General features: G+C 66.2%; 16 protein-coding genes. 2 read left to right on the top strand and 14 right to left on the bottom strand.

Annotation, left to right across the window (positions count from 1 at the left end; all coding sequences use genetic code 11):
- Positions 1-13: 13 nt before the first annotated feature.
- Entirely contained in the window at positions 14-1525 is a 1512-nt protein-coding gene (locus U0034_RS02410; protein WP_085225854.1) for an aldehyde dehydrogenase family protein, read from the top strand.
- 132 nt (positions 1526-1657) lie between these two features.
- Complete coding sequence (locus tag U0034_RS02405; protein ID WP_085225857.1) at positions 1658-3004, top strand: DUF3100 domain-containing protein; 1347 nt, start codon at positions 1658-1660, stop codon at positions 3002-3004.
- A gap of 73 nt (positions 3005-3077) precedes the next feature.
- Here the strand turns inward: U0034_RS02405 and U0034_RS02400 are convergent, their stop codons facing one another.
- The 14 genes from U0034_RS02400 to U0034_RS02335 all read right to left on the bottom strand — a co-directional run bounded on the left by U0034_RS02400 (position 3078) and on the right by U0034_RS02335 (position 17949).
- Complete coding sequence (locus U0034_RS02400) at positions 3078-4106, bottom strand: histone deacetylase family protein (protein WP_085225859.1); 1029 nt, start codon at positions 4104-4106, stop codon at positions 3078-3080.
- Positions 4103-5731 (bottom strand): dipeptide ABC transporter ATP-binding protein, encoded by a 1629-nt coding sequence (locus U0034_RS02395; RefSeq protein ID WP_085225862.1) that lies wholly within the window; start codon positions 5729-5731, stop codon positions 4103-4105. The genes U0034_RS02400 and U0034_RS02395 overlap by 4 nt, the downstream gene beginning before the upstream one ends.
- Positions 5728-6573, bottom strand: coding sequence for an ABC transporter permease (locus U0034_RS02390; protein ID WP_085225864.1), 846 nt, complete (start codon positions 6571-6573; stop codon positions 5728-5730). Before U0034_RS02390 ends, U0034_RS02395 begins: the two co-directional genes overlap by 4 nt.
- A gap of 11 nt (positions 6574-6584) precedes the next feature.
- Positions 6585-7565, bottom strand: a complete 981-nt coding sequence (locus U0034_RS02385; RefSeq protein ID WP_386092030.1) for an ABC transporter permease — start codon at positions 7563-7565, stop codon at positions 6585-6587.
- A 7-nt stretch (positions 7566-7572) separates the two neighbouring features.
- Positions 7573-9126, bottom strand: a complete 1554-nt coding sequence (locus U0034_RS02380) for an ABC transporter substrate-binding protein (RefSeq protein ID WP_085225866.1) — start codon at positions 9124-9126, stop codon at positions 7573-7575.
- Between the two features lie 40 nt (positions 9127-9166).
- Entirely contained in the window at positions 9167-10081 is a 915-nt protein-coding gene (locus U0034_RS02375; protein ID WP_233211926.1) for a DMT family transporter, read from the bottom strand.
- Between the two features lie 5 nt (positions 10082-10086).
- Positions 10087-10827 carry a class II aldolase/adducin family protein gene (locus tag U0034_RS02370; RefSeq protein WP_085225870.1) on the bottom strand — a complete coding sequence of 247 codons (741 nt, stop codon included), beginning with the start codon at positions 10825-10827 and terminating at the stop codon, positions 10087-10089.
- Between the two features lie 7 nt (positions 10828-10834).
- Complete coding sequence (locus U0034_RS02365; protein WP_085225872.1) at positions 10835-11779, bottom strand: NAD(P)-dependent oxidoreductase; 945 nt, start codon at positions 11777-11779, stop codon at positions 10835-10837.
- A complete protein-coding gene (locus U0034_RS02360; RefSeq protein ID WP_085225874.1) occupies positions 11776-12330 on the bottom strand; it encodes a DinB family protein in 555 nt (184 codons plus the stop codon). The genes U0034_RS02365 and U0034_RS02360 overlap by 4 nt, the downstream gene beginning before the upstream one ends.
- A 13-nt stretch (positions 12331-12343) precedes the next feature.
- Entirely contained in the window at positions 12344-13462 is a 1119-nt protein-coding gene (locus tag U0034_RS02355; protein WP_085225876.1) for a pyridoxal phosphate-dependent aminotransferase, read from the bottom strand.
- Positions 13463-13473: 11 nt separating this feature from the next.
- Positions 13474-14016, bottom strand: a complete 543-nt coding sequence (locus U0034_RS02350; protein WP_085226444.1) for a hypothetical protein — start codon at positions 14014-14016, stop codon at positions 13474-13476.
- 39 nt (positions 14017-14055) lie between these two features.
- Entirely contained in the window at positions 14056-15033 is a 978-nt protein-coding gene (locus U0034_RS02345) for an iron-containing redox enzyme family protein (RefSeq protein WP_233211932.1), read from the bottom strand.
- 355 nt (positions 15034-15388) lie between these two features.
- Complete coding sequence (locus U0034_RS02340) at positions 15389-16633, bottom strand: metal-dependent hydrolase family protein (protein ID WP_085225881.1); 1245 nt, start codon at positions 16631-16633, stop codon at positions 15389-15391.
- A complete protein-coding gene (locus U0034_RS02335; RefSeq protein WP_085225883.1) occupies positions 16624-17949 on the bottom strand; it encodes an MFS transporter in 1326 nt (441 codons plus the stop codon). Before U0034_RS02335 ends, U0034_RS02340 begins: the two co-directional genes overlap by 10 nt.
- Positions 17950-18068: the final 119 nt, after the last annotated feature.

Raw genomic sequence — 18068 nt, 5'->3', positions numbered from 1 at the left:
ACGAGGACAGGTCATGAAAGGCAGCATCGCAGACAACTTGCTCAAGGCGTTTCAACACTTCTTTCCGGGTGCGCAAACCATTGGTTCGTACGTGAACGGCGAACTGGTCGACGGGCAGGGTGAAACCATCCAGCTGTACGACGCGGCCACCGGCGAGAAGAGCATCGCTTACCGCGATGGCGGCGGGGAAGTCGTCGCACTGGCGGCCTCGGCGGCGCAGAGCGCGCAGAAGCAATGGTGGTCGCTCACGCACGCCGCGCGAGGACGCACTATGTTCGACGTGGCGCGCGAAGTTCGCCGGCATGCCGAACAACTGGCGAGCCTCGAATCGCTGGGTTCCGGCAAACCGATCCGCGATTGCCGCGGGGAAGTCGCGAAGGTAGCCGAAATGTTCGAGTACTACGGCGGCTGGGCCGACAAGTTTTACGGCGAAGTGATTCCGGTGCCAACCTCGCACCTGAACTACACGCGCCGCGAGCCGGCGGGAACCGTGCTTCAGATTACGCCGTGGAATGCGCCGGTGTTCACCTGCGGCTGGCAGCTCGCGCCCGCCATCTCGATGGGCAACGCGGTACTCCTGAAGCCATCGGAACTCACCCCGTTCAGTTCGCTCGCGGTCGGCATGCTCGCGGAGCGGGCCGGCGTGCCGAAGGGTTTGATCAATGTGCTCGCTGGCTACGGCCACACCGTCGCACAAGCCGCAATCGCGCACCGAGTCATCAAGAAGGTCGTATTCGTAGGCTCCCCCGCGACCGGTGCGCGGATCGCGGAAGCCGCGGCGAAGCGCGTGTTGCCCTGCGTGCTGGAACTGGGAGGCAAGTCGGCCAACATCGTTTTCGAGGATGCGGATCTGAAGCGCGCGGCGCTCACCGCGCAGGCCGCTATCTTCGCGGGCGCAGGCCAGAGTTGCGTCGCGGGCTCGCGGCTGCTGGTGCAGCGCTCCATCTACGATCAGTTCGTTGCGATGGTGTCGGCGGGCGCGAAGAAGATCAAGGTCGGCGCACCGACCGACGATGCCACCGAAGTCGGGCCGATCTGCAATCGCACCCAGTACGACCACGTGATGAAGATGATCGCGAGCGGCGTGGAAGCGGGCGCCACGCTCATGGCCGGAACGGCCGAGAAGTCGGCCGGCGGTTACTTCGTTGCGCCGACGGTGCTTGCGAACGTGAACAATCAGATGGATGTGGCCCGCACTGAGATTTTCGGACCCGTGGTGGTCGCGATTCCGTTCGATACAGAGGAAGAAGCGATTGCCATCGCCAACGACACGGATTTCGGCCTGGCCGGCGCGGTGTGGACGAACGACGTGGCGCGCGCGCATCGCGTGGCGGCGCAGATCGATGCCGGAACGTTCTGGGTGAACGGCTACAAGACCATCAACGTGGCTTCGCCGTTCGGCGGTTATGGCATGAGCGGCTATGGCCGTTCGAGCGGCGTCGAGGCGTTGTACGAGTACACGCAGACCAAGAGCGTGTGGGTCGAAACCGCGAAAGCGCCGTCGGCTGCATTCGGCTATCTATAAGTGGGTGTCCGCCTGCGTCGCGGTGCATTGTGTCGCAGGCGGTTGATGCGGTAAGGAAATGACTCTTTCGGCGAAGACGTCAAGAGTCGATAACGTTGACAAAGACCATCGAACCTTGGGGCGGAGAGCAGCATGGAACATACGATGACGACGGACAGCGCAGGAAGAGACGGCTTTCTGGGTGCAAAGCTGCTGATCTATGCGGCGGCGATCCTGATGATCGCGCAGTTTATCGGCGCATTCAGCTTCAGCGTGGGACCGGGCAAGGTCGTGCTGCTGCCGATGGTCTGGGCCTTGCTGATGGGCGGCGCCCTGGGCTTGGTGTCGGAGCGCTGGCGCAGCAACCTGCGGCTCGATGTGAAGACGCAGTTTCTCGCCGCCGCCGTGCTGCAACCGGCGTTGCTGCTCTTCGTATCGAAGCTCGGCCTGATGGTCGGCAGCGCGTTGCCCAAGCTCGCCGCGGCGGGCTGGGCGCTCGCCTTTCAGGAGCTCGGTCACTTCGTCGGCACCATTCTGCTGGGTTTGCCGCTTGCGCTGGTTCTCGGCATCAAGCGCGAAGCGATCGGCGCGACTTTTTCGGTGGGCCGTGAACCGAGTCTCGCCATCATCGGCGAGAAGTACGGCATGAACTCCGCGGAAGGCCGTGGCGTGCTGGCGGAATATCTGACGGGCACAGTGTTCGGGGCGGTGTTCATCGCCATTTTCGCGGGTTTTGTTGCGAGCCTGAACATCTTTCACCCGCTGGCGCTCGCGATGGGCGCGGGCGTCGGCTCGGGCAGCATGATGGCCGCCGCATCCGGTGCGATCGCGGCCGCGCAACAGTCGCCGGAGGTGGCAAAGGACGTGCTGACCTTCGCTGCGGCGAGCAATTTGATCACGACCACCATCGGCACGTATTTCACGTTGTTCATTTCCTTGCCGCTCGCGGTGTTCGGCTATCGCGTGCTCGAGCCGCTCATCGGGCGCACGACGAAGGCGTCGAGCGCATCCGAAACCTTCGATGCAACGCGTCCGCAACTGGGCGATGTCCGGACCGAAGCGCCTTCGCTCAGCTATTCGGGCAAGATCGCGGCATGGGGGCTCACGGCGGTGTTCTCTCTCGTGTGCGATTGGATCACGCACGGCACCACGCCGCTGCAAGGTCTGCCGGGCATGTGCTTCATGGTGGCCGCCACCGTGATCGGCGATGCGTTGTCGACCGTCTTTCGGCGCAAGATTCCGGCGGTGTGCTGGGTGTCGATCGTCGCGATGTTTATGACTTCGCCGCTGTGCCCGTGGGCACCTCAAATCGCGGCAATGAGCGCGAGGAACGACTTTCTCGGTGTGGTCACACCGATGCTGACCTTCGCCGGCCTGTCCATCGCCAAGGACATTCCGGCGTTTCGCCGGCTCGGCTGGCGCATCGTGCTGGTGTCGTTCGTGGCGAACGCCGGCACGTTCCTCGGCGCGGCACTGGTCGCGCAGATTTTCCATATCTGAGTTTCGCCCCGATACACCTGCGTTTCGAGCGGACCGAAGCGTTTGCGTGGCGGCGCACGTACCGCGTGCCGTATCAGGCCGCGCCGAGAAAGCCGCGCAGCGCGCTCGACAGATTGGCACCGAGGCTGTCCGAGAGATAGCCTCCCTCCTGGACGAGTACGGTCGGCAATCTGAGCCGGGCGATTTCGGCCATGATGCGGGCAAAACCCTCCGTGGTGATCCCGAGTGCACGATATGGGTCGTGCTCGTGAGCGTCGAGGCCCAGCGCCACCACGAGGGCACCCGGTGCGAACTCGCGGATGCGGGAGCAAGCGCCGCGCAGCGTGGCCAGATACGCGTCGTCGCGAGTGCCTTGGGGAAGCGGTAGATTGAGGTTGTAGCCTTCGCCCTGTCCTTCGCCGCGCTCATGCGCATGGCCGGTAAAGAATGGCGTGAAGTCGCGTGTGTCCCGATGCAGAGAAACCGTCAGGACATCGCGACGCCGATAGAAAATGCCTTGCGTGCCGTTGCCGTGGTGCACGTCGACGTCCAGGATCGCCACTCGCGCATGCGAGCGGCGCAGGGTCTGGGCGGCGATCGCCGTATTGTTCAAATAGCAAAATCCGTTGGCACGCTCCGCATACGCGTGATGACCGGGTGGCCGGCACAGGGCATACACCGCGCGCTCGCCGTCGGCCACCAATTGCGCGGCATGGATGGCCACCTGCGCGGATGCCCGCGCCGCCTCCCACGTATGCGCGCCGATCGGGCACGCGCAGTCGCCCAGGTGGTAGCCGGCCTGACCGATGACGCTCTCGGGATAGGTGACCGGCTCGCCGGGAAAGGGGTGGATGTTCGGCATGGCCTCTTCGGACGGATCGTCGAGCATCGACCAGCGTACGTGCGCGGTTTCCAGGAAGCGCAGGTAGGCCGGAGCGTGAATCGCGGCGATCGGCTCGACGCCATAGTCGGGCGGGGCGACCAGCTCGTGGCCGTCGGCGAGTGCGGCGGTCAGGAGCCGCATCGCGCGCTCGGGGCGTTCGTGAGTACGCCTGAGCTTGCCTCGCACCAGAAAAAGCTGCGGATCGTGCAGGAGATGCGCGGTGCTGTAGACAGCTTTCATTTCGAACTCTCCTGCTGCGCTTCGCGCAACGTCGGCATGGCCGGCATGGCATCGATCAGCGAGCGCGTATACGGGTGCGCGGGGTGGTTCAGGACACGTCCGGTCTCGCCGTATTCGACGATTTCGCCGCGCCGCATGACTGCGAGCGTGTCGCAGACGGCAGCGGCCACGCGCAGGTCGTGCGTGATGAAGAGCATCGACAACCGAAAGCGAGCCTGCACTTCGGCCAGCAACGCCAGGATCTGGGCCTGCACCGGCATGTCCAGCGCGGAAAGCGCTTCGTCCGCGATCAGTAACTCGGGCTCGGTGGCAAGGGCGCGGGCAATTGCGATGCGCTGCCGCTGGCCGCCCGAGAATGCGTGCGGGTAGCGTGCGGCCGCCGCGGCGTCCAGCCCGGTGAGTTCCAGCAGCGCGAGGGCGCGGCGTACCGCCTCCTGGCGGGGAAGACCTTGCGCAATCGGACCTGCCGCGATCGATGCGCCCACGGTGCGCCGTGGATTCAGCGAAGCCTGCGGATCCTGGAATACCATCTGGATCCGGCCGTTCGCTCCGGCCGCGAGCCCCCCGGCAGGATGCTGCCGGCCCGCGAATACGATGCGGCCCGCGTCGAATCGGGTCAGGCCGGCCACGCAACGACCGACCGTGGACTTGCCCGATCCCGATTCGCCGACCAGGCCGAGCGTTTCGCCGCGATGCAACTCGAATCCGACGGCGCGTACCGCATCGACAGGCCCGCGGCGGCGCCACAGCCCGACGCTCGCGCGATAGGCCTTGCACAGCCCGGATACTTCGAGCACGCGCTCGTTGCGCGAGTACGGTGAGCGCGAGCGGCGCGCGCCATTCGGCATCGCCGTTACGAGGCGGCGCGTATAGGCGTGGGCCGGTGCGGACAATACGCGTGCGAGTGGCCCGATCTCGACGATCTCGCCGTTCTGCATTACCGCGATTTCGTCGCCTATCGCGGCGGCCACGCCGAGATCGTGGGTGATAAAGAGGATCGCCGTGCCGCGGCGGCGCTGCATCGCACGCAGGTTCGCGAGGATTTGCGCCTGCGTGGTCGTATCGAGTGCGGTAGTCGGTTCGTCGGCGATCAGCAGCGCCGGCTCGAGCACCATCGCGCCGGCGATCAGCACGCGCTGGCGCTGGCCGCCCGAGAGCCGGAACGGGTGGCACTCGAGCACGCGCTCGGGTTCGTCGAGGCCTGCCTCGCGAAGCGCCGCAACGATGCGCGCGCGACGTTGCCGGTCGGACAGCGAGAGGTGCGCGTCGAGCGCCTCGCCGAGTTGCCCGCCGATCCGCATCAACGGATCGAGCGCGGACATCGGCTCCTGGAAGACCATGCCGATACGCCGGCCGCGCACCGCACGCATGCGCGTATCGTCTACCGTGAGCAGATCCTCGCCCTCGAACAAGATGCGCCCAGCGGTGGGGACGATACCCGGTGCCGGCAGCAAGCCGATAATCGCATTCGCGAGCATGGACTTGCCCGAGCCCGATTCGCCGACGACGCACAGCGTGCGCCCGGCCGGCAGGCGCAGCGATATCCGCTGCACGGCGTGACGCCGGCTCGCGCTGGCAGGCAGGCTGATATCCAACCCGTCGATCTCCAGCAACGTATCGCTCATCGCGTGCGATCCTCGAGGCGCGTATCGAGCGCATCGTTCAGCCCATCGCCGACGAGATTCAGCGCGAGCACGGTCAGTACGATCGCCAGGCCCGGGAACACGGCCATCCACCAGGCGTCGCGCAGCGCGGTGCGCGCGGCGCCGACCATATAGCCCCAGCTCATCAGGTTCGGATCGCCGAGCCCGAGGAAACTCAGGCTCGACTCCAGCAGAATGGCCGTCGAGATCATCATCGAGGCCATCACCACGATCGGCGCGCTCGCATTAGGCAAGATGTCGCCGAACGCGATGCGCCATGCGCCACGACCAGACAGCCGCGCGGCAAGGACGAAGTCTCGTTGCCGCAGCGACATGAATTCGGCGCGCACGAGCCGGGCAACGGGTGGCCACGAGACGGCTGCAATGGCGCCGACGATCGATGCCAGAGACGGCTCGAAGATCGAGACGAGCACGATGGCGAACGCAAAGCCGGGTATCGACTGGAACAGTTCGGTGAAGCGCATCAGCACAAGGTCGGTCCAGCCACCCGCATAACCGGCGATCCCCCCGATCAGCACGCCGGCGCACAGGCCGGCCGCGGTCGAGACGGCACCGATCAGCAGCGACACGCGTGCGCCGTGCAGCAGCCCGGCCAAGAGGTCGCGGCCGAGCAGATCGGTGCCGAGCGGCAGGCCGGACCGTGCCAGCGGATGCAGGAACGGCTGCTGCACCATCGCCCACGGATCGTTGTCGTCGATCCACGGGCCGCACAGCGCGCACACCGCCACGGTAGCGAGCATCAGCAGCCCGAGGAGGGCGCCCCGGTGGTGCAGCAATCGTCGCAGGATCGAGGCGGGGCGCATGGCGATCTCCTTCAGGCCGCTGCGATACGAGGGTCGACCAGCAGGGCCACGTAGTCGGTCAGCAGGTTCATGCAGACGGCGATGGCCGCAGTGACGAGCAGGCAGCCGAGCAGCACCGCGTAGTCGCGCTGCATCAGTGCGTCGAACATCAGGCGCCCGATCCCCGGCCACGCGAATACCGTCTCGGTCAGAATCGCCCCGCCGATCTGCCCGCCAGCCTGCATGCCCGCGAGCGTGACGATCGGACGCAATGCGTTGCGCAGGATATGCGCGCGACGGATGCGACGCGGATGCACGCCACGTGCGCAGGCGGTGCGCACGAAGTCCATGCGCGCCGCGTCGAGCATCGCCGCACGCGTCATCCGCGCATACACCGCCATGTAGAACAACGACAGTGTGGCGACCGGCAGGATCAGATGCGTTGCTATGTCGGCAGCGGCGGCAAGGCCCTGCGAATCGCCCTCGACGCTTCTGTAGCCGAACGCCGGGAGCCAGTCGAGCCGCACCGAGAACAGCAACACCGCCATCAGTGCGAGCCAGTAGAGCGGCGTGGCGTAAAACAGCGTCGCGCATGCCGAGATCAGGCTGTCGAGCCAGCCGCCGGGGCGCCGGCTGGCGAGCGCACCGAGCGTGATGCCGAGCCACAGCGAGAGCAGGAACGCCGAGCCCGTCAGCATCAGTGTTGCCGGCAGCCGATCGGCAATGAGCCGCGCCACGCTTTGCTGCTGGCGATACGAATAGCCGAGGTCCAAGCGGGCGAGATGCGACAGGTAGCTCGCGAGTTGCGCGGGAAGCGGCCGGTCGAGTTCGAACTGGCTGCGCAATTGCTCGACATACCGCGCGTCCGTTGCGCCGGCTTCGCCGGCCATCACGCTGGCCGGATCGCCGGGTGCCGCGTGGATCAGGCAGAAGTTGACGATCGCGATCAGCGCAATGGCGACGAATCCCTGCAGCAGCCGCGCGAGCAAGTGTCGGGTGAGTTCCACGGGCATTCGTCCATCAGGCAAGCCAGGCGCGGCCGAGACTGTCGTTCAGGCCGATGCCGGAGTTCACCACGTTGTTGACCCTGCTCCGGTAGAGCGTGGGAAACGTGAGCTCGTGCAGCCAGATATTGGGCACCTCGTCCGCAAGAACCTTTTGCACTTCAGCGTAAATCGCCGCGCGTTTGCCGTCGTCCGTTTCACGCGCGCCGGCTGCGAACAGGGCGTCGACCTTCGGATTGCGGTACCCCTCGACGTTGTTGAAAGGCGAACCCTGCGCGATATTGTCCGAGGTGTAGTGGTGAGCAATGCCGATCGCCGGATCGCCGAACTGATGGACATAGGTGAATGCGAGATCGTAGTCCCACTGGCCGAGCCGCGCGCTCCATCCCGCGACGTCGGTCGGCGTCATCACCACCTTCACCCCGGCCTGCAGCAGGTTTTGACGCACCATCTCGGCCGTGCGCGACCACACTTCGCCGTAAGGCAACGGCAGCAGGCGCAGCGTTTCGCCACGATAACCGGATGCGGAGACGAGCGCCCTCGCGCGCGCAGGGTCGTAGGGATACTGTGCGACGTCGCGGCTGAAATAGCGGACGTGACTGTTGAACGGGCCGCTCGCCGGTTTTGCGAAGCCTTGCCAGGCGATGCGCGCGATCGCTTCGCGGTCGATCGCGCAGGCGAGCGCCCGGCGCAGCGCGACCCGGTCGAGCGGCGGGCGGCGATGGTTGACCCAAAGCCACGATAGCGGCGAGAAAAACTCCCAGCCGTGCGTCGTGATTCGCGCGCCCGGCAGCCGGCCCAGTCGCGCCACGTCGAAATATTCGACGGCACCGCCCGGCACCACGTCGATCCGTCCGGTCTCGAATGCCACCGCGCGCGCGGCAGCGTCGGGGATCACGTGGAAGTAGACGTTGTCGATGTGCGGTTCGTCGCGGCGGTAGTAACGTTCGTTGCGTGTCAGTTGAATATAGGCGCCGCGTTCCCACCGCGCGAAGCGGTATGGGCCGGTGCCGACCGGCGCGGCATTGGCCGGATTGGTGCGAAAGTCGGTGCCTTCGTAGAGATGACGCGGCACCATCGGCATCGTGCCGACCTCGAACAGGTTCAGAAATGCGCTGAAAGGGCGGACCAGCCGGAACTCCACTGTCAGCGGGTCGAGTGCACGGATGCTCTCCACGACGGCCAGATTTGCGCGCAGGCGTGCGTGCGTATGGCGCAGGAAAACATCGACGGAAAATACCGCATCGGCAGACGTGAACGGCTTCCCATCGTGCCAACTCACACCCGGCTGCAGGTGGAAGGTGTAGCGTCGTTGGTCCGCGCTCACCGTCCAGGCGCGTGCCAGCGACGGCAACGGCGTGAGTTGCTCGTCGAAGCGGAGCAGACTCTCGTACACATTGCCCGCGATCAACTGAGTGGGCGTGTTCAGGTAGAGGCCGAGCATGAGACCTGGCGGCTCCGGTTGCACCAGCGCATGTAGCGCGGTGCCCCGCAGCGCCCGCGCAGCAGGGGCGGCAACGGCCAGACCGGCAGCCGCCATGCTCGTTCCTATCATCTGGCGACGGCGCATCGGGCAACTCCTGTAAGGATGACGGCGAGGTGCGGGGCTGTCAGGCGAGCGTTTCGGGCTTGGCGGACGAAACCGGCGCGGGCCGCACAGCCTTGCTCCGCACGATCACCCAGCAACTCGCGCAGACGAGCACCATGCCCGCCCAGACGGCGGGACGTGGCCATTCGTGCCAGACCAATGCGCCGATGCCCACCGTCCAGATCAGCAACGTGTAGTCGAGCGGCGCGAGCCGCGAGGCAGGCACGCGTTTCAGCGCGTAGCCGGCCAGCATCTGCAGTGCGGTGCTCGCAATCGCCATCACGAACACGACCGCCCCGTCGCGCCATGTGAACGGAAGCCAGTCGTGCGCGAGCGCAGCGAAGGCCGTGACGGCGAGCAAGACCGTATTCGAATGGAACGTGCAGCACAAGCTGCTGTCGGTCCGAACCAGAATGCGCGTGACGATGTTGGTGCCGGCATAGGCGGCCGCCGATGCGACCGCGATGAGCGCGACCACGCGCAGCGTCGCATCGGTAGGCGCCATCACCAGCCACACTCCAGCCATGCCGATCAGCAGGGCGAGCCAGTAGCGGCGTGGAATCGATTCGGCAAGGAACCAGGCCGCGAACAGCGTCGTGAAGATCGGCGATGTCAGGTTCAGCGCCGTCGCGTCGGCGAGTGGCAGATAGCGCAGGCTCCAGAAAAACAAGCCGAGGGTGAACAGTACGGTCAGCCCGCGTACCACGTGCAGCACGGGGTGGCGTGTGCGCAGCGTGGACCAGCCAGCTCGCCCCGCGGCGATGCCGAGCGGCACGGCCGCGAGCACGGAGCGAAAGAAAATGATTTCGGCGAGCGGATAGGCGCGCGACAGGTGCTTGCCGCTCGCATCGACGAGCGCCATACAGAATATGCCGAGCGCGTAGGCAAGCACGCCGCGCGTCACGGGGTTGGGGTAGGCATTGGGCTGGGCCTGCATGACGGTCACTCCCGGTAGTCTGGCGAAGTGCGGTCCAGCAGACGGATCAGGGCGGGCCACTCGCGTCGCCCCAGCGGCTGCGGAAACGCCTCGAATTGCCGGGCGACGCGTTCCGCGATCTCCGGCGCAGCCATGAGCATATCCGAGGAATCGCGGCAGGCGGCGAGCACGCGCACTTGTACGCGGCAGGCAATCTCGAGGTGATAGATCACGTGAAACGCTTCCGCTATGGTGCGGCCGATCGCGATCAGGCCGTGATTGCGCAGGATTGCGGCGGAGTGCGTGCCGAGCGCATGCACGAGGCGCCGGCCTTCGTCCTCGCCGAGCACGATGCCTTCATAATCGTGATAGCCGATACGTTCGTGGAACTTCATCGCATGCTGGCTCAGTGGCAGCAGGCCCGACCGGCATGCGGACAGGGCGATGCCCGCGACGCTGTGGGTATGAATCACGCACAGCGCATCTCGGCGCGCGCGGTGAATGGCGGCATGGATGGCGAAGCCGGACGGATTGATCGGGCCGTCGCCCGACAGTACCTGGCCCGAGGCGTCGACTTCCACGAGGTCGCTGGCGCGAATCTCGCCGAACAACTGACCGTAACGGTTGATCAGAAAGGCATCGTCGCGATCGGGGCTGCGCGCCGTGATGTGCGTGAAGATCAGATCGCTCATGTCGAAGCGATCGATCAGGCGATAGCAGGCGGCCAGATCGATGCGCAGCTGGCGGGCGGCGGAGGGCTCGTTCATACGCTGATCAGTAGCCGCGCCGCAGATCGATCCGATGCTCGGGCACGCGGCCGGCCATTGCGCCGCGGTGGTTCGACAGTATCTGGTCGGCTACGCGCTCCGGCGAGGCGAACGCGCCGATGTGCGGCGTCACGACGATGCGTGGATGGCGCCAGAACGGGTGCGTCGCGGGCAGCGGCTCGGCGGCATGAACATCGAGTACGGCGGAGGACTCGGGCGAACTCGTCAGCCAGGCGAGCAGGTCGCTTTCGTCGAGGTGGCCGCCACGCCCTACGTTGATGAGGCAGGCGCGCTGCGCCAAACGCTCGAACAACGCGGCGTCGAGAATCCCCTGGGTATCCGGTGTAAGCGGCAGTGCGCAAACGATCACGCCGCATTGCCCCGCGAAATCGGCCAGCGCTTCGCGGCCGGCGTAGGTCTCGATTCCATCGAACCGGGCGGGATGCGCGGCCCATCCGGCCACCTGGAAGCCGCACGCCGCGAACGCGCGCGCGATGGTGCCGCCCATCACGCCAAGCCCCATCACGCCGACGCGGCCCGCGGCGCTGCAGGGATGCGGAAAGTGCCGTTGCCAATGGCCGCGCCGCGCCTGCTCGATGTAGGTATCCATCCGCCGGTACCAGCCAAGCGCGGCGGCCAGCACGTACGTGGCGAGGTCGTGCGCCTGGCCCTGATCGACGAGCCGCGCGATCTGTACGCCGCGATCGAGGCAGCCCGTGACGTCGGGATGGTCGAGCAGTTGGTCCACCCCCGCGCCACTGCACTGCAGCAGCCGTAGAGAGCCGAGCTGCGGCAGCAGGCCGAGCGGTGGCTTCCAGCTCAGCAGCGAAGTGATTTCGGCCGGGTCTCCCAGGTCGGGATACAAACGGATGTCGAGCGCCGCGTCGCGCGCTCGCAGTACGTGCTGCCAGTGCCGCGCGGCATCGGGGCCGGCCTCGATCAGCAGAGTCATGATCCAGTCCGCGCGGTGTCGACGCGGGTGCCCGGCGGCACGATCGGCACGACCGGCACGACCGGCACGAAGAGGCCGTCGATCTTGAGCCGGCCGACGGGCGTCGCCTCCATCAGCAGCACGACTTGCCCCCGATGATGGGCCTGATGCCGGAAGATGTGATCGATCTCGCTGGCGAAAGGCCATTCGCGCAGGTCCGAGTGGATCTCCTCGTCGCAATAGAGCGTTGCAGTCAATTCGGCCTCGCCGAACCCGGAGACGAGTTCGAGCATGCGTGCGTCGGTCCGGCGGCGGTCTTCGAGGTAGTCGTCCCAGTCATGATGCAGCAGCGTGCGCGTGGTCGGCGTATCGAACTCGCTGCCCTCGACCTCGGCTACCCAGATGCGATCGACCACCAGCACGTGATTGAGCACCGCGTAGATCGAATCGAGTCCGGGTATCAGCGGCTCGTCGCGCTGTTCGGCGCGCAAGCTGCCTGCGGCCTCGATGATCTTCTCGTTTGCCCACTGGTTATAAAGCGCCTTGCCGACTACGTATTCCGAGAAATTCATGGGAGCCTCCGCTTCAGCGATGGGGCGGCGATGCGTCCGGCGCGGTCGCGCACTCGCGCAGCGCGGCCAGCAGGGTACGGTTCTCGTCGGCGGTGCCGATCGTGACCCGCGCGTATTGCGCGTAATCCGGATGAGAGATCTTCGCGATGAAAATGCCGCGCGCACGCAACGCCTCGAGTACTGCATCGCGGCGCGCGCCGAGGCGAACCGCGAGAAAGTTCGTCTGGCTCGGCAGCACGGCCAGGCCCATATGCTCGAATGCTTCGCGCAATCGCTCGCGCTGGCTCACGACCGTGTCGACCACCGAGCGGACGTGCTCGGCATCGCCGAGCGCGGCGAGCGCGGCCGCAATGGCCGGCGAGCCGACATTGAACACGGAGCGGATCTTGAGCACCATCGACTGAAGCTCCGCGTCGCCGCAAATCGCGTAACCGAGACGCAGGCCAGCGAGGCAGTACGCCTTCGACAACGTACGCAGACAGATCCAGCGGCGCCCGCTGTCGGCCAGGATTCGCGGCACGTCCGCGCCGCCGGAGCGCAGCGCGAATTCGTGATACGCGAGATCGAAGACTGCGATCACGTGGTCCGGCAGCGCGGCGGCGAACGCGGCGATTTCGTTACCCGGTACGCCGGCGCCGGTCGGATTGTTCGGCGTCGGTACGAATACGAGCCGCGTGGAAGAGCCGATTTGCGCGGCCAGCGCGCGCAAATCGACTGCGCCGCGCGTATCGAGCGGCACATCGACCGGCTGGCCGCCGGCAACGAGCGTAGCGCTGTGGTACTTGCCGAAGCTGGGCGCCGGCATCAATGCGACGTCGCCCGGTTCGAGGAAGGCAAGCGCGATCGTCAGCAGCAGATCGTCGCTGCCCGGGCCTATCAGCACCGTATCGTCCGCCACCCCGTTAAGCCGTGCCAGCGTCGCGATCAGCGCCGCCGGGTGAGGCTCGGGATAGCGGTTGAGGTTCGTGAACGCATCCTGGAGGGCCGCGAGCACGCGCGGCGAGGGCGGGTAGGGGCTTTCATTCAGATGCAGCGGCGTGGCGCCGTCGCCAAGCGTGGCATGGACCGCGGGGAAGCGCTCCGCCGCGCCGGGCAGCGACCCCAGTACGCGGCGGCCGACGTTCGAAGACACGATCGGCTCCGTCAGGCGTGCAGCGGATGCGGATCGACGAGTTCTTCCGCCAGGTAGCGGATCGTTTCGCCGAGCAGATGATGCTGCGCGAACAGCCGCTCCTTGTCGTGCGCATCGAGCTGCAGACCCGATGCGCAGGCCTCGAAATCGGCGATATCGGCAACTGCCTCGAAGTAGCGGGTGTCCGCGTCGTCGAAATGGAGCGCATCCTTGGTGCCGCGATCGTGCAGATAGCTTGCCATGGGAACCTCGCTTCGATAAAAGGTGAGCAGCAGGTGGACGAACACGTGCGGGTCGTTCAGCGAGAGCACGAAGAACTGGTTGGCGATCGCCTCGGTGGCAGGGAGCGGCACGATCTCGATACGCTCCCGTTCGCGCAGCAGCAGCGCACGGGCATGACGGACCATCGCGTTGGTCAGTGCATAGCGGGCGTCGAGCGGCCGGATCTTGTCGACGGCATTGGCTATCGATTCGGTAATGCGACCATGCAGGTAACCGATCTGCTCGCGGCGCTCCGCGAGCGAGCTCAGCAGCGCGGTTTGGACGGATGTCATGACGATGGTCTCCTCGGGCAAGTTCGCAGCGGCAGGCACTCAGCGCGCAAGCGTGCGCGGAATGCCGATCTCCGGCTGGCTGTAATAATCGAGCACGTTCCGGTGCTTGCGACGTTGAGCGTCGTAGAGCATGCGCAGGTTTCGCGTCACGCGCGCCTGATCGTCAGCGCCGATCGAAGGAAACTGACTATAGAAGAGCCGCGAGACGGCGCCGTGATCGCCGGCGTTGTTCACATCGTTGTGCACGGACTGGCCTCGCAGGAACTCCGCGGGCAGATCGTATTGCTCGAGCTGGTGGATGTAGGCGTCTCCGATATCCTGCGTGCCCTCGAATACGAACAGGCAACCCATGAAGCTGAGCAGGTCGGTGTTCGACCAGCGGGCGAGCAGGTTCATCACCGCATGCGTGTACGGCAGCGGCAGCGAGTGTTCGATCGCTTCGCGCGGATAGCCGAGTGCGAGCAGGGACTTCATCAGCAACTTGTCGTGGCGGTACTCGTCGAGCACGTAGTCGATCGCGAGCGGCTTGAGTGCGCCGTGCATGCGGGCGATGATCGGTGCGAGGCAGTCGTGCGCGCGCGAGGTCACGTGGTAGCACTCGAAGCCCCATCCGATCAGCACGTCACGGGAGGCTTCGCCGTCGAATACCGCGCGTACCAGGGAGGTCTCCCCGTCCTGTCCCATCCAGCGGTTGTAGTAGAGGTCTTCCAGATGCAGTGCGAATGCGAGGCCGGACATCGGTGCGCCGGGCTTGTCACCCTCGCCGAGCAGAAAATTGCCGTCGAGCATCGACAGCGTGGTGGAGATCTGATCGGGACGCAGGCCGTCGGCTTCGCGAGACAGTTCGTCGACTGTGCGCGTGCCGTCGAGGCGGCTCAGCAGAATCTCGGTCGCCGGCAGTGAAGCCGGATCGTCGAATTCGATTTCGTAGGCTTCGTCGAGATAGGTGACGACGAGGCGGTCGTCGAGTCGGCGAATCGCACTGTCGCTGCGCAACATGGGGCGTGTGATGTGCATCACGGTGATTCTCCATTCGGGCGCGGCCGCCGCTGCGCGCGGGCCGGTACGGAGTGGGAGCCGCTCGCCTGGCGGCGAGACGGCTCGGGCGGAAGATGAAGACGCCGGAATTACAGACCGTCGTTCATCAGACACACGCGCTTCGAACGCTTGATACGCATGACTTTCTCCTTGAAGGATGACGCTGAAATAGGATCGCCCAATCTTCCCTGGGGGAAGCCCGGCAATCCGCCCGACCTGGCACCGCCGACCCGCCCTGCGGGGGCCTGCGGTGCCGGGACCCTGCCGGCGCGATGGGCCCGTTTCGGTCCATCGCGCCTTGTCTCTGAGCGGCCCGCTTGCGCTGCCCGGGCCTTCAATCGACTTCCACTGGCACGCCGTGTCGTTGCACCCGGCCGTCATGCAGCACGTAGTCGATCCGCTCGCCGTTGCCGGCGAGCACGCCGACGTCCGCCAGCGGGTCTCCGTCCACTACCAACAAGTCCGCCTGCGCGTTTGCCGCTATCGTGCCGAGCGTCTCCGGGCGGCCAAGGATGCGCGCCGCCACCGTGGTGGCCGAGCGCAACGCCTCGAGATTGCCCAGTACGTCGGCGCGCAGCCGAAACTCCTCGCCTTGCAGGTGATGCATGTCTCCGAGCAGGTCCGTGCCGAATCCCATCGGCACACCAGCGCGAGCAAAGATTTCCAGCGATGCCCGTCCTGCGTCGCGTACCGTCGCGAGCTTGTCGAGTACCGATGCGGGCATATCCTTCCCGCCGCTGCGTGCGATTGCCTCGTAGGTAACGAGTGTCGGTACGGCGAATGCGCCGTGCTCGCGCATCGTCTGTGCCGCCGCCGCATCGACGAGATTGCCGTGCTCGATCGTTCGCACGCCGCAGCGGGCGGCGCGTGCGATAGCCGCGCCGGTGTAGGCGTGGGCCATCACGTAGGTGCCGGCCGCTCGCGCTTCTTCCACTGCCGCGCAAATCTCTGCTTCCGAATACTGGCTGTGACCGATCTCGTCGGCCGGCGAGGCAACGCCCCCCGATGCCATGATCTTGATCTGGGTGGCGCCATCGCGGATATGCTCCCGTGCGGCGAGTCGTACGGCGTCGGCGCCGTCCACCACGCGGGCTATAGCCCCCGCCCGCGCATGGCAGCTGCAGGGAGCAGCCGCCTCGCCCATCGCGAGGAAATCGCCATGGCCACCCGTCTGCGAGAGGGCCTTGCCCGACGGGAACAGGCGAGGGCCCGGCACGAGACCCATGGCGATCGCCCGTGCAAGCCCGCCATCCGCGCCGCCCGCGTCGCGAACGCTCGTGAAGCCGCGTATCAGCATCGCGCGCAGAATCGGCAGCGCGCGCATTGCCGCGAGCAGGTTGGGTTGCGCCGCGTTGGCGCCGAGATCCGCGTGCGATGCGAGCACGTGCACATGACAGTCGATGAGCCCCGGCATCACAGTCTTGCCGCGCGCGTCGATGACGTGCGCCTCCCTGAAGTTCGGCTCGCGGTCCGTCACCTCGACGATGCGCTCGCGCTCGACGACCACATGGTGGTGGGGGAGCCACTCCCCGCGCGCCACGTCGAGTACGTTGCCGCCGCGAATAACGATCAGAGCCATGAACGGCCTCCGGCGTGCGTCGCATCTGACGCGGGCTTGCGCAGCATCAATGTGCCGGCGAAGCTCACGAGCGCCGCAGCCATGACGTAAAACGCGGGGGCAAGCGCGTTATCGAGCGCATGAGTCAGCCAGGTGATGAAGAACGGCGCGAAACCACCGAACAGCATGACGGCGAGGTTGTAGGCGACCGACAGCCCGGTCGACAACACCTCAGTCGGAAAGAGCCTGGCGAATTCCGCGAGGATCGGGCCGGTGTAGCTGGCGATCAGCACGCCAAAGGTGACCTGAAACACCAGCAGCGCGGCGATCGTGGGTGTACGGTGGATGAATGCGAACATCGGATAGGCGAGCACGAGAATCGCGAACGCGGCCCCGGCCATCATCCATTTGCCGCCATGACGATCGGCGAGTCGCCCTGCCAGCGGCGCGACGCTCATCAAGGTCGCCCCGCCGGCGAGACAGGCGACGAACCCGGCAGAAGGGGCAAGCCCCAGGACTTGCGACGTGTAGGTCGGCATGTAGAACAGCAGCACGTAGGAGCAGACGGTCCAGAGGAACACCAGCGAGAAGCCGACGAGCGTCTCGCGGCGGTAGCGCTTCGCGACGTCGGCCAGCGGCGAGTGCATGCGCGCGCGCGCGACCATTGCGGAAAACGCGGGTGTTTCGTCGAGCCGGCTGCGGATCACATAGCCGATCGGACCGATCAGTACGCCTATCAGGAATGGCACACGCCATCCCCACGCATGCAGTGCATCGGCGGAGAGTACGGTAGTCATCAGCGTACCGAGCAGCGCGCCGCACAGAATCGCGAGGCCGACGCCAGCCTGGATCCAGCTTGCGTAGTAGGCGCGCGCTCCAGGCGGCGCGATTTCCGTGAGGTAGGCAGTCGCGCCGCCCATTTCGCCACCCGCCGAAAATCCCTGCAGTAGCCGGGCGATCACGACGGTTATCGGTGCCCAGATGCCGGCTTGCGCGTAGGTGGGCGCGCAGGCAATCATGCCGGTGCCGATCGCCATCAGCAGCGCAGTCAGCGCCAGCGCGGGGCGGCGCCCCCTGCGATCGGCGAAGGTCCCGAGCACGATGCCGCCGATCGGACGCATCACGAAGCCGACGCCGAACGTCGCCACCGCAAGCAGCAGCGCCGTCAGCCGGTCAGCTGCTGGAAACAGCAGCGTCGCGATGATGGGCGCGAAGAATCCGTAGAGGGTGAAATCGAACCACTCGAATGCGTTGCCGAGCGCCGCCGCCGCGATTGCGCGCGGCCCCTGCGCACGTTGCGCGAAATGCGGCTGGCCGGTCAGAAGGGCTCCACGCATGATCGGGCGTTCCTGTTGAATTTACGGCGTGCGGTGCACCGCGCCTGCTGTCACACGCGAGGGAGCGGGTGCCTCGGCAGGCGGGCGACGGAGTCACGAAAAATTCAGAGTCGATAGTA

Origin of the sequence: Trinickia caryophylli, from assembly GCF_034424545.1 — a bacterium.
GTDB classification, from domain to species: Bacteria; Pseudomonadota; Gammaproteobacteria; order Burkholderiales; family Burkholderiaceae; genus Trinickia; species Trinickia caryophylli.
This window is presented reverse-complemented; position numbering and strand designations above follow the sequence as displayed.

Excerpts from the sequence above, each read along its gene's own strand:
- U0034_RS02340 (WP_085225881.1), bottom strand. The coding sequence starts at position 16,633 with ATGGCTCTGATCGTTATTCGCGGCGGCAACGTACTCGACGTGGCGCGC.
- U0034_RS02380 (WP_085225866.1), bottom strand. The coding sequence starts at position 9,126 with ATGCGCCGTCGCCAGATGATAGGAACGAGCATGGCGGCTGCCGGTCTG.
- U0034_RS02400 (WP_085225859.1), bottom strand. The coding sequence starts at position 4,106 with ATGAAAGCTGTCTACAGCACCGCGCATCTCCTGCACGATCCGCAGCTT.
- U0034_RS02405 (WP_085225857.1), top strand. The coding sequence starts at position 1,658 with ATGGAACATACGATGACGACGGACAGCGCAGGAAGAGACGGCTTTCTG.
- U0034_RS02390 (WP_085225864.1), bottom strand. The coding sequence starts at position 6,573 with ATGCGCCCCGCCTCGATCCTGCGACGATTGCTGCACCACCGGGGCGCC.
- U0034_RS02350 (WP_085226444.1), bottom strand. The coding sequence starts at position 14,016 with ATGACATCCGTCCAAACCGCGCTGCTGAGCTCGCTCGCGGAGCGCCGC.
- U0034_RS02410 (WP_085225854.1), top strand. The coding sequence starts at position 14 with ATGAAAGGCAGCATCGCAGACAACTTGCTCAAGGCGTTTCAACACTTC.
- U0034_RS02395 (WP_085225862.1), bottom strand. The coding sequence starts at position 5,731 with ATGAGCGATACGTTGCTGGAGATCGACGGGTTGGATATCAGCCTGCCT.
- U0034_RS02365 (WP_085225872.1), bottom strand. The coding sequence starts at position 11,779 with ATGACTCTGCTGATCGAGGCCGGCCCCGATGCCGCGCGGCACTGGCAG.
- U0034_RS02385 (WP_386092030.1), bottom strand. The coding sequence starts at position 7,565 with ATGCCCGTGGAACTCACCCGACACTTGCTCGCGCGGCTGCTGCAGGGA.
- U0034_RS02335 (WP_085225883.1), bottom strand. The coding sequence starts at position 17,949 with ATGCGTGGAGCCCTTCTGACCGGCCAGCCGCATTTCGCGCAACGTGCG.
- U0034_RS02345 (WP_233211932.1), bottom strand. The coding sequence starts at position 15,033 with ATGCACATCACACGCCCCATGTTGCGCAGCGACAGTGCGATTCGCCGA.
- U0034_RS02360 (WP_085225874.1), bottom strand. The coding sequence starts at position 12,330 with ATGAATTTCTCGGAATACGTAGTCGGCAAGGCGCTTTATAACCAGTGG.
- U0034_RS02375 (WP_233211926.1), bottom strand. The coding sequence starts at position 10,081 with ATGCAGGCCCAGCCCAATGCCTACCCCAACCCCGTGACGCGCGGCGTG.
- U0034_RS02370 (WP_085225870.1), bottom strand. The coding sequence starts at position 10,827 with ATGAACGAGCCCTCCGCCGCCCGCCAGCTGCGCATCGATCTGGCCGCC.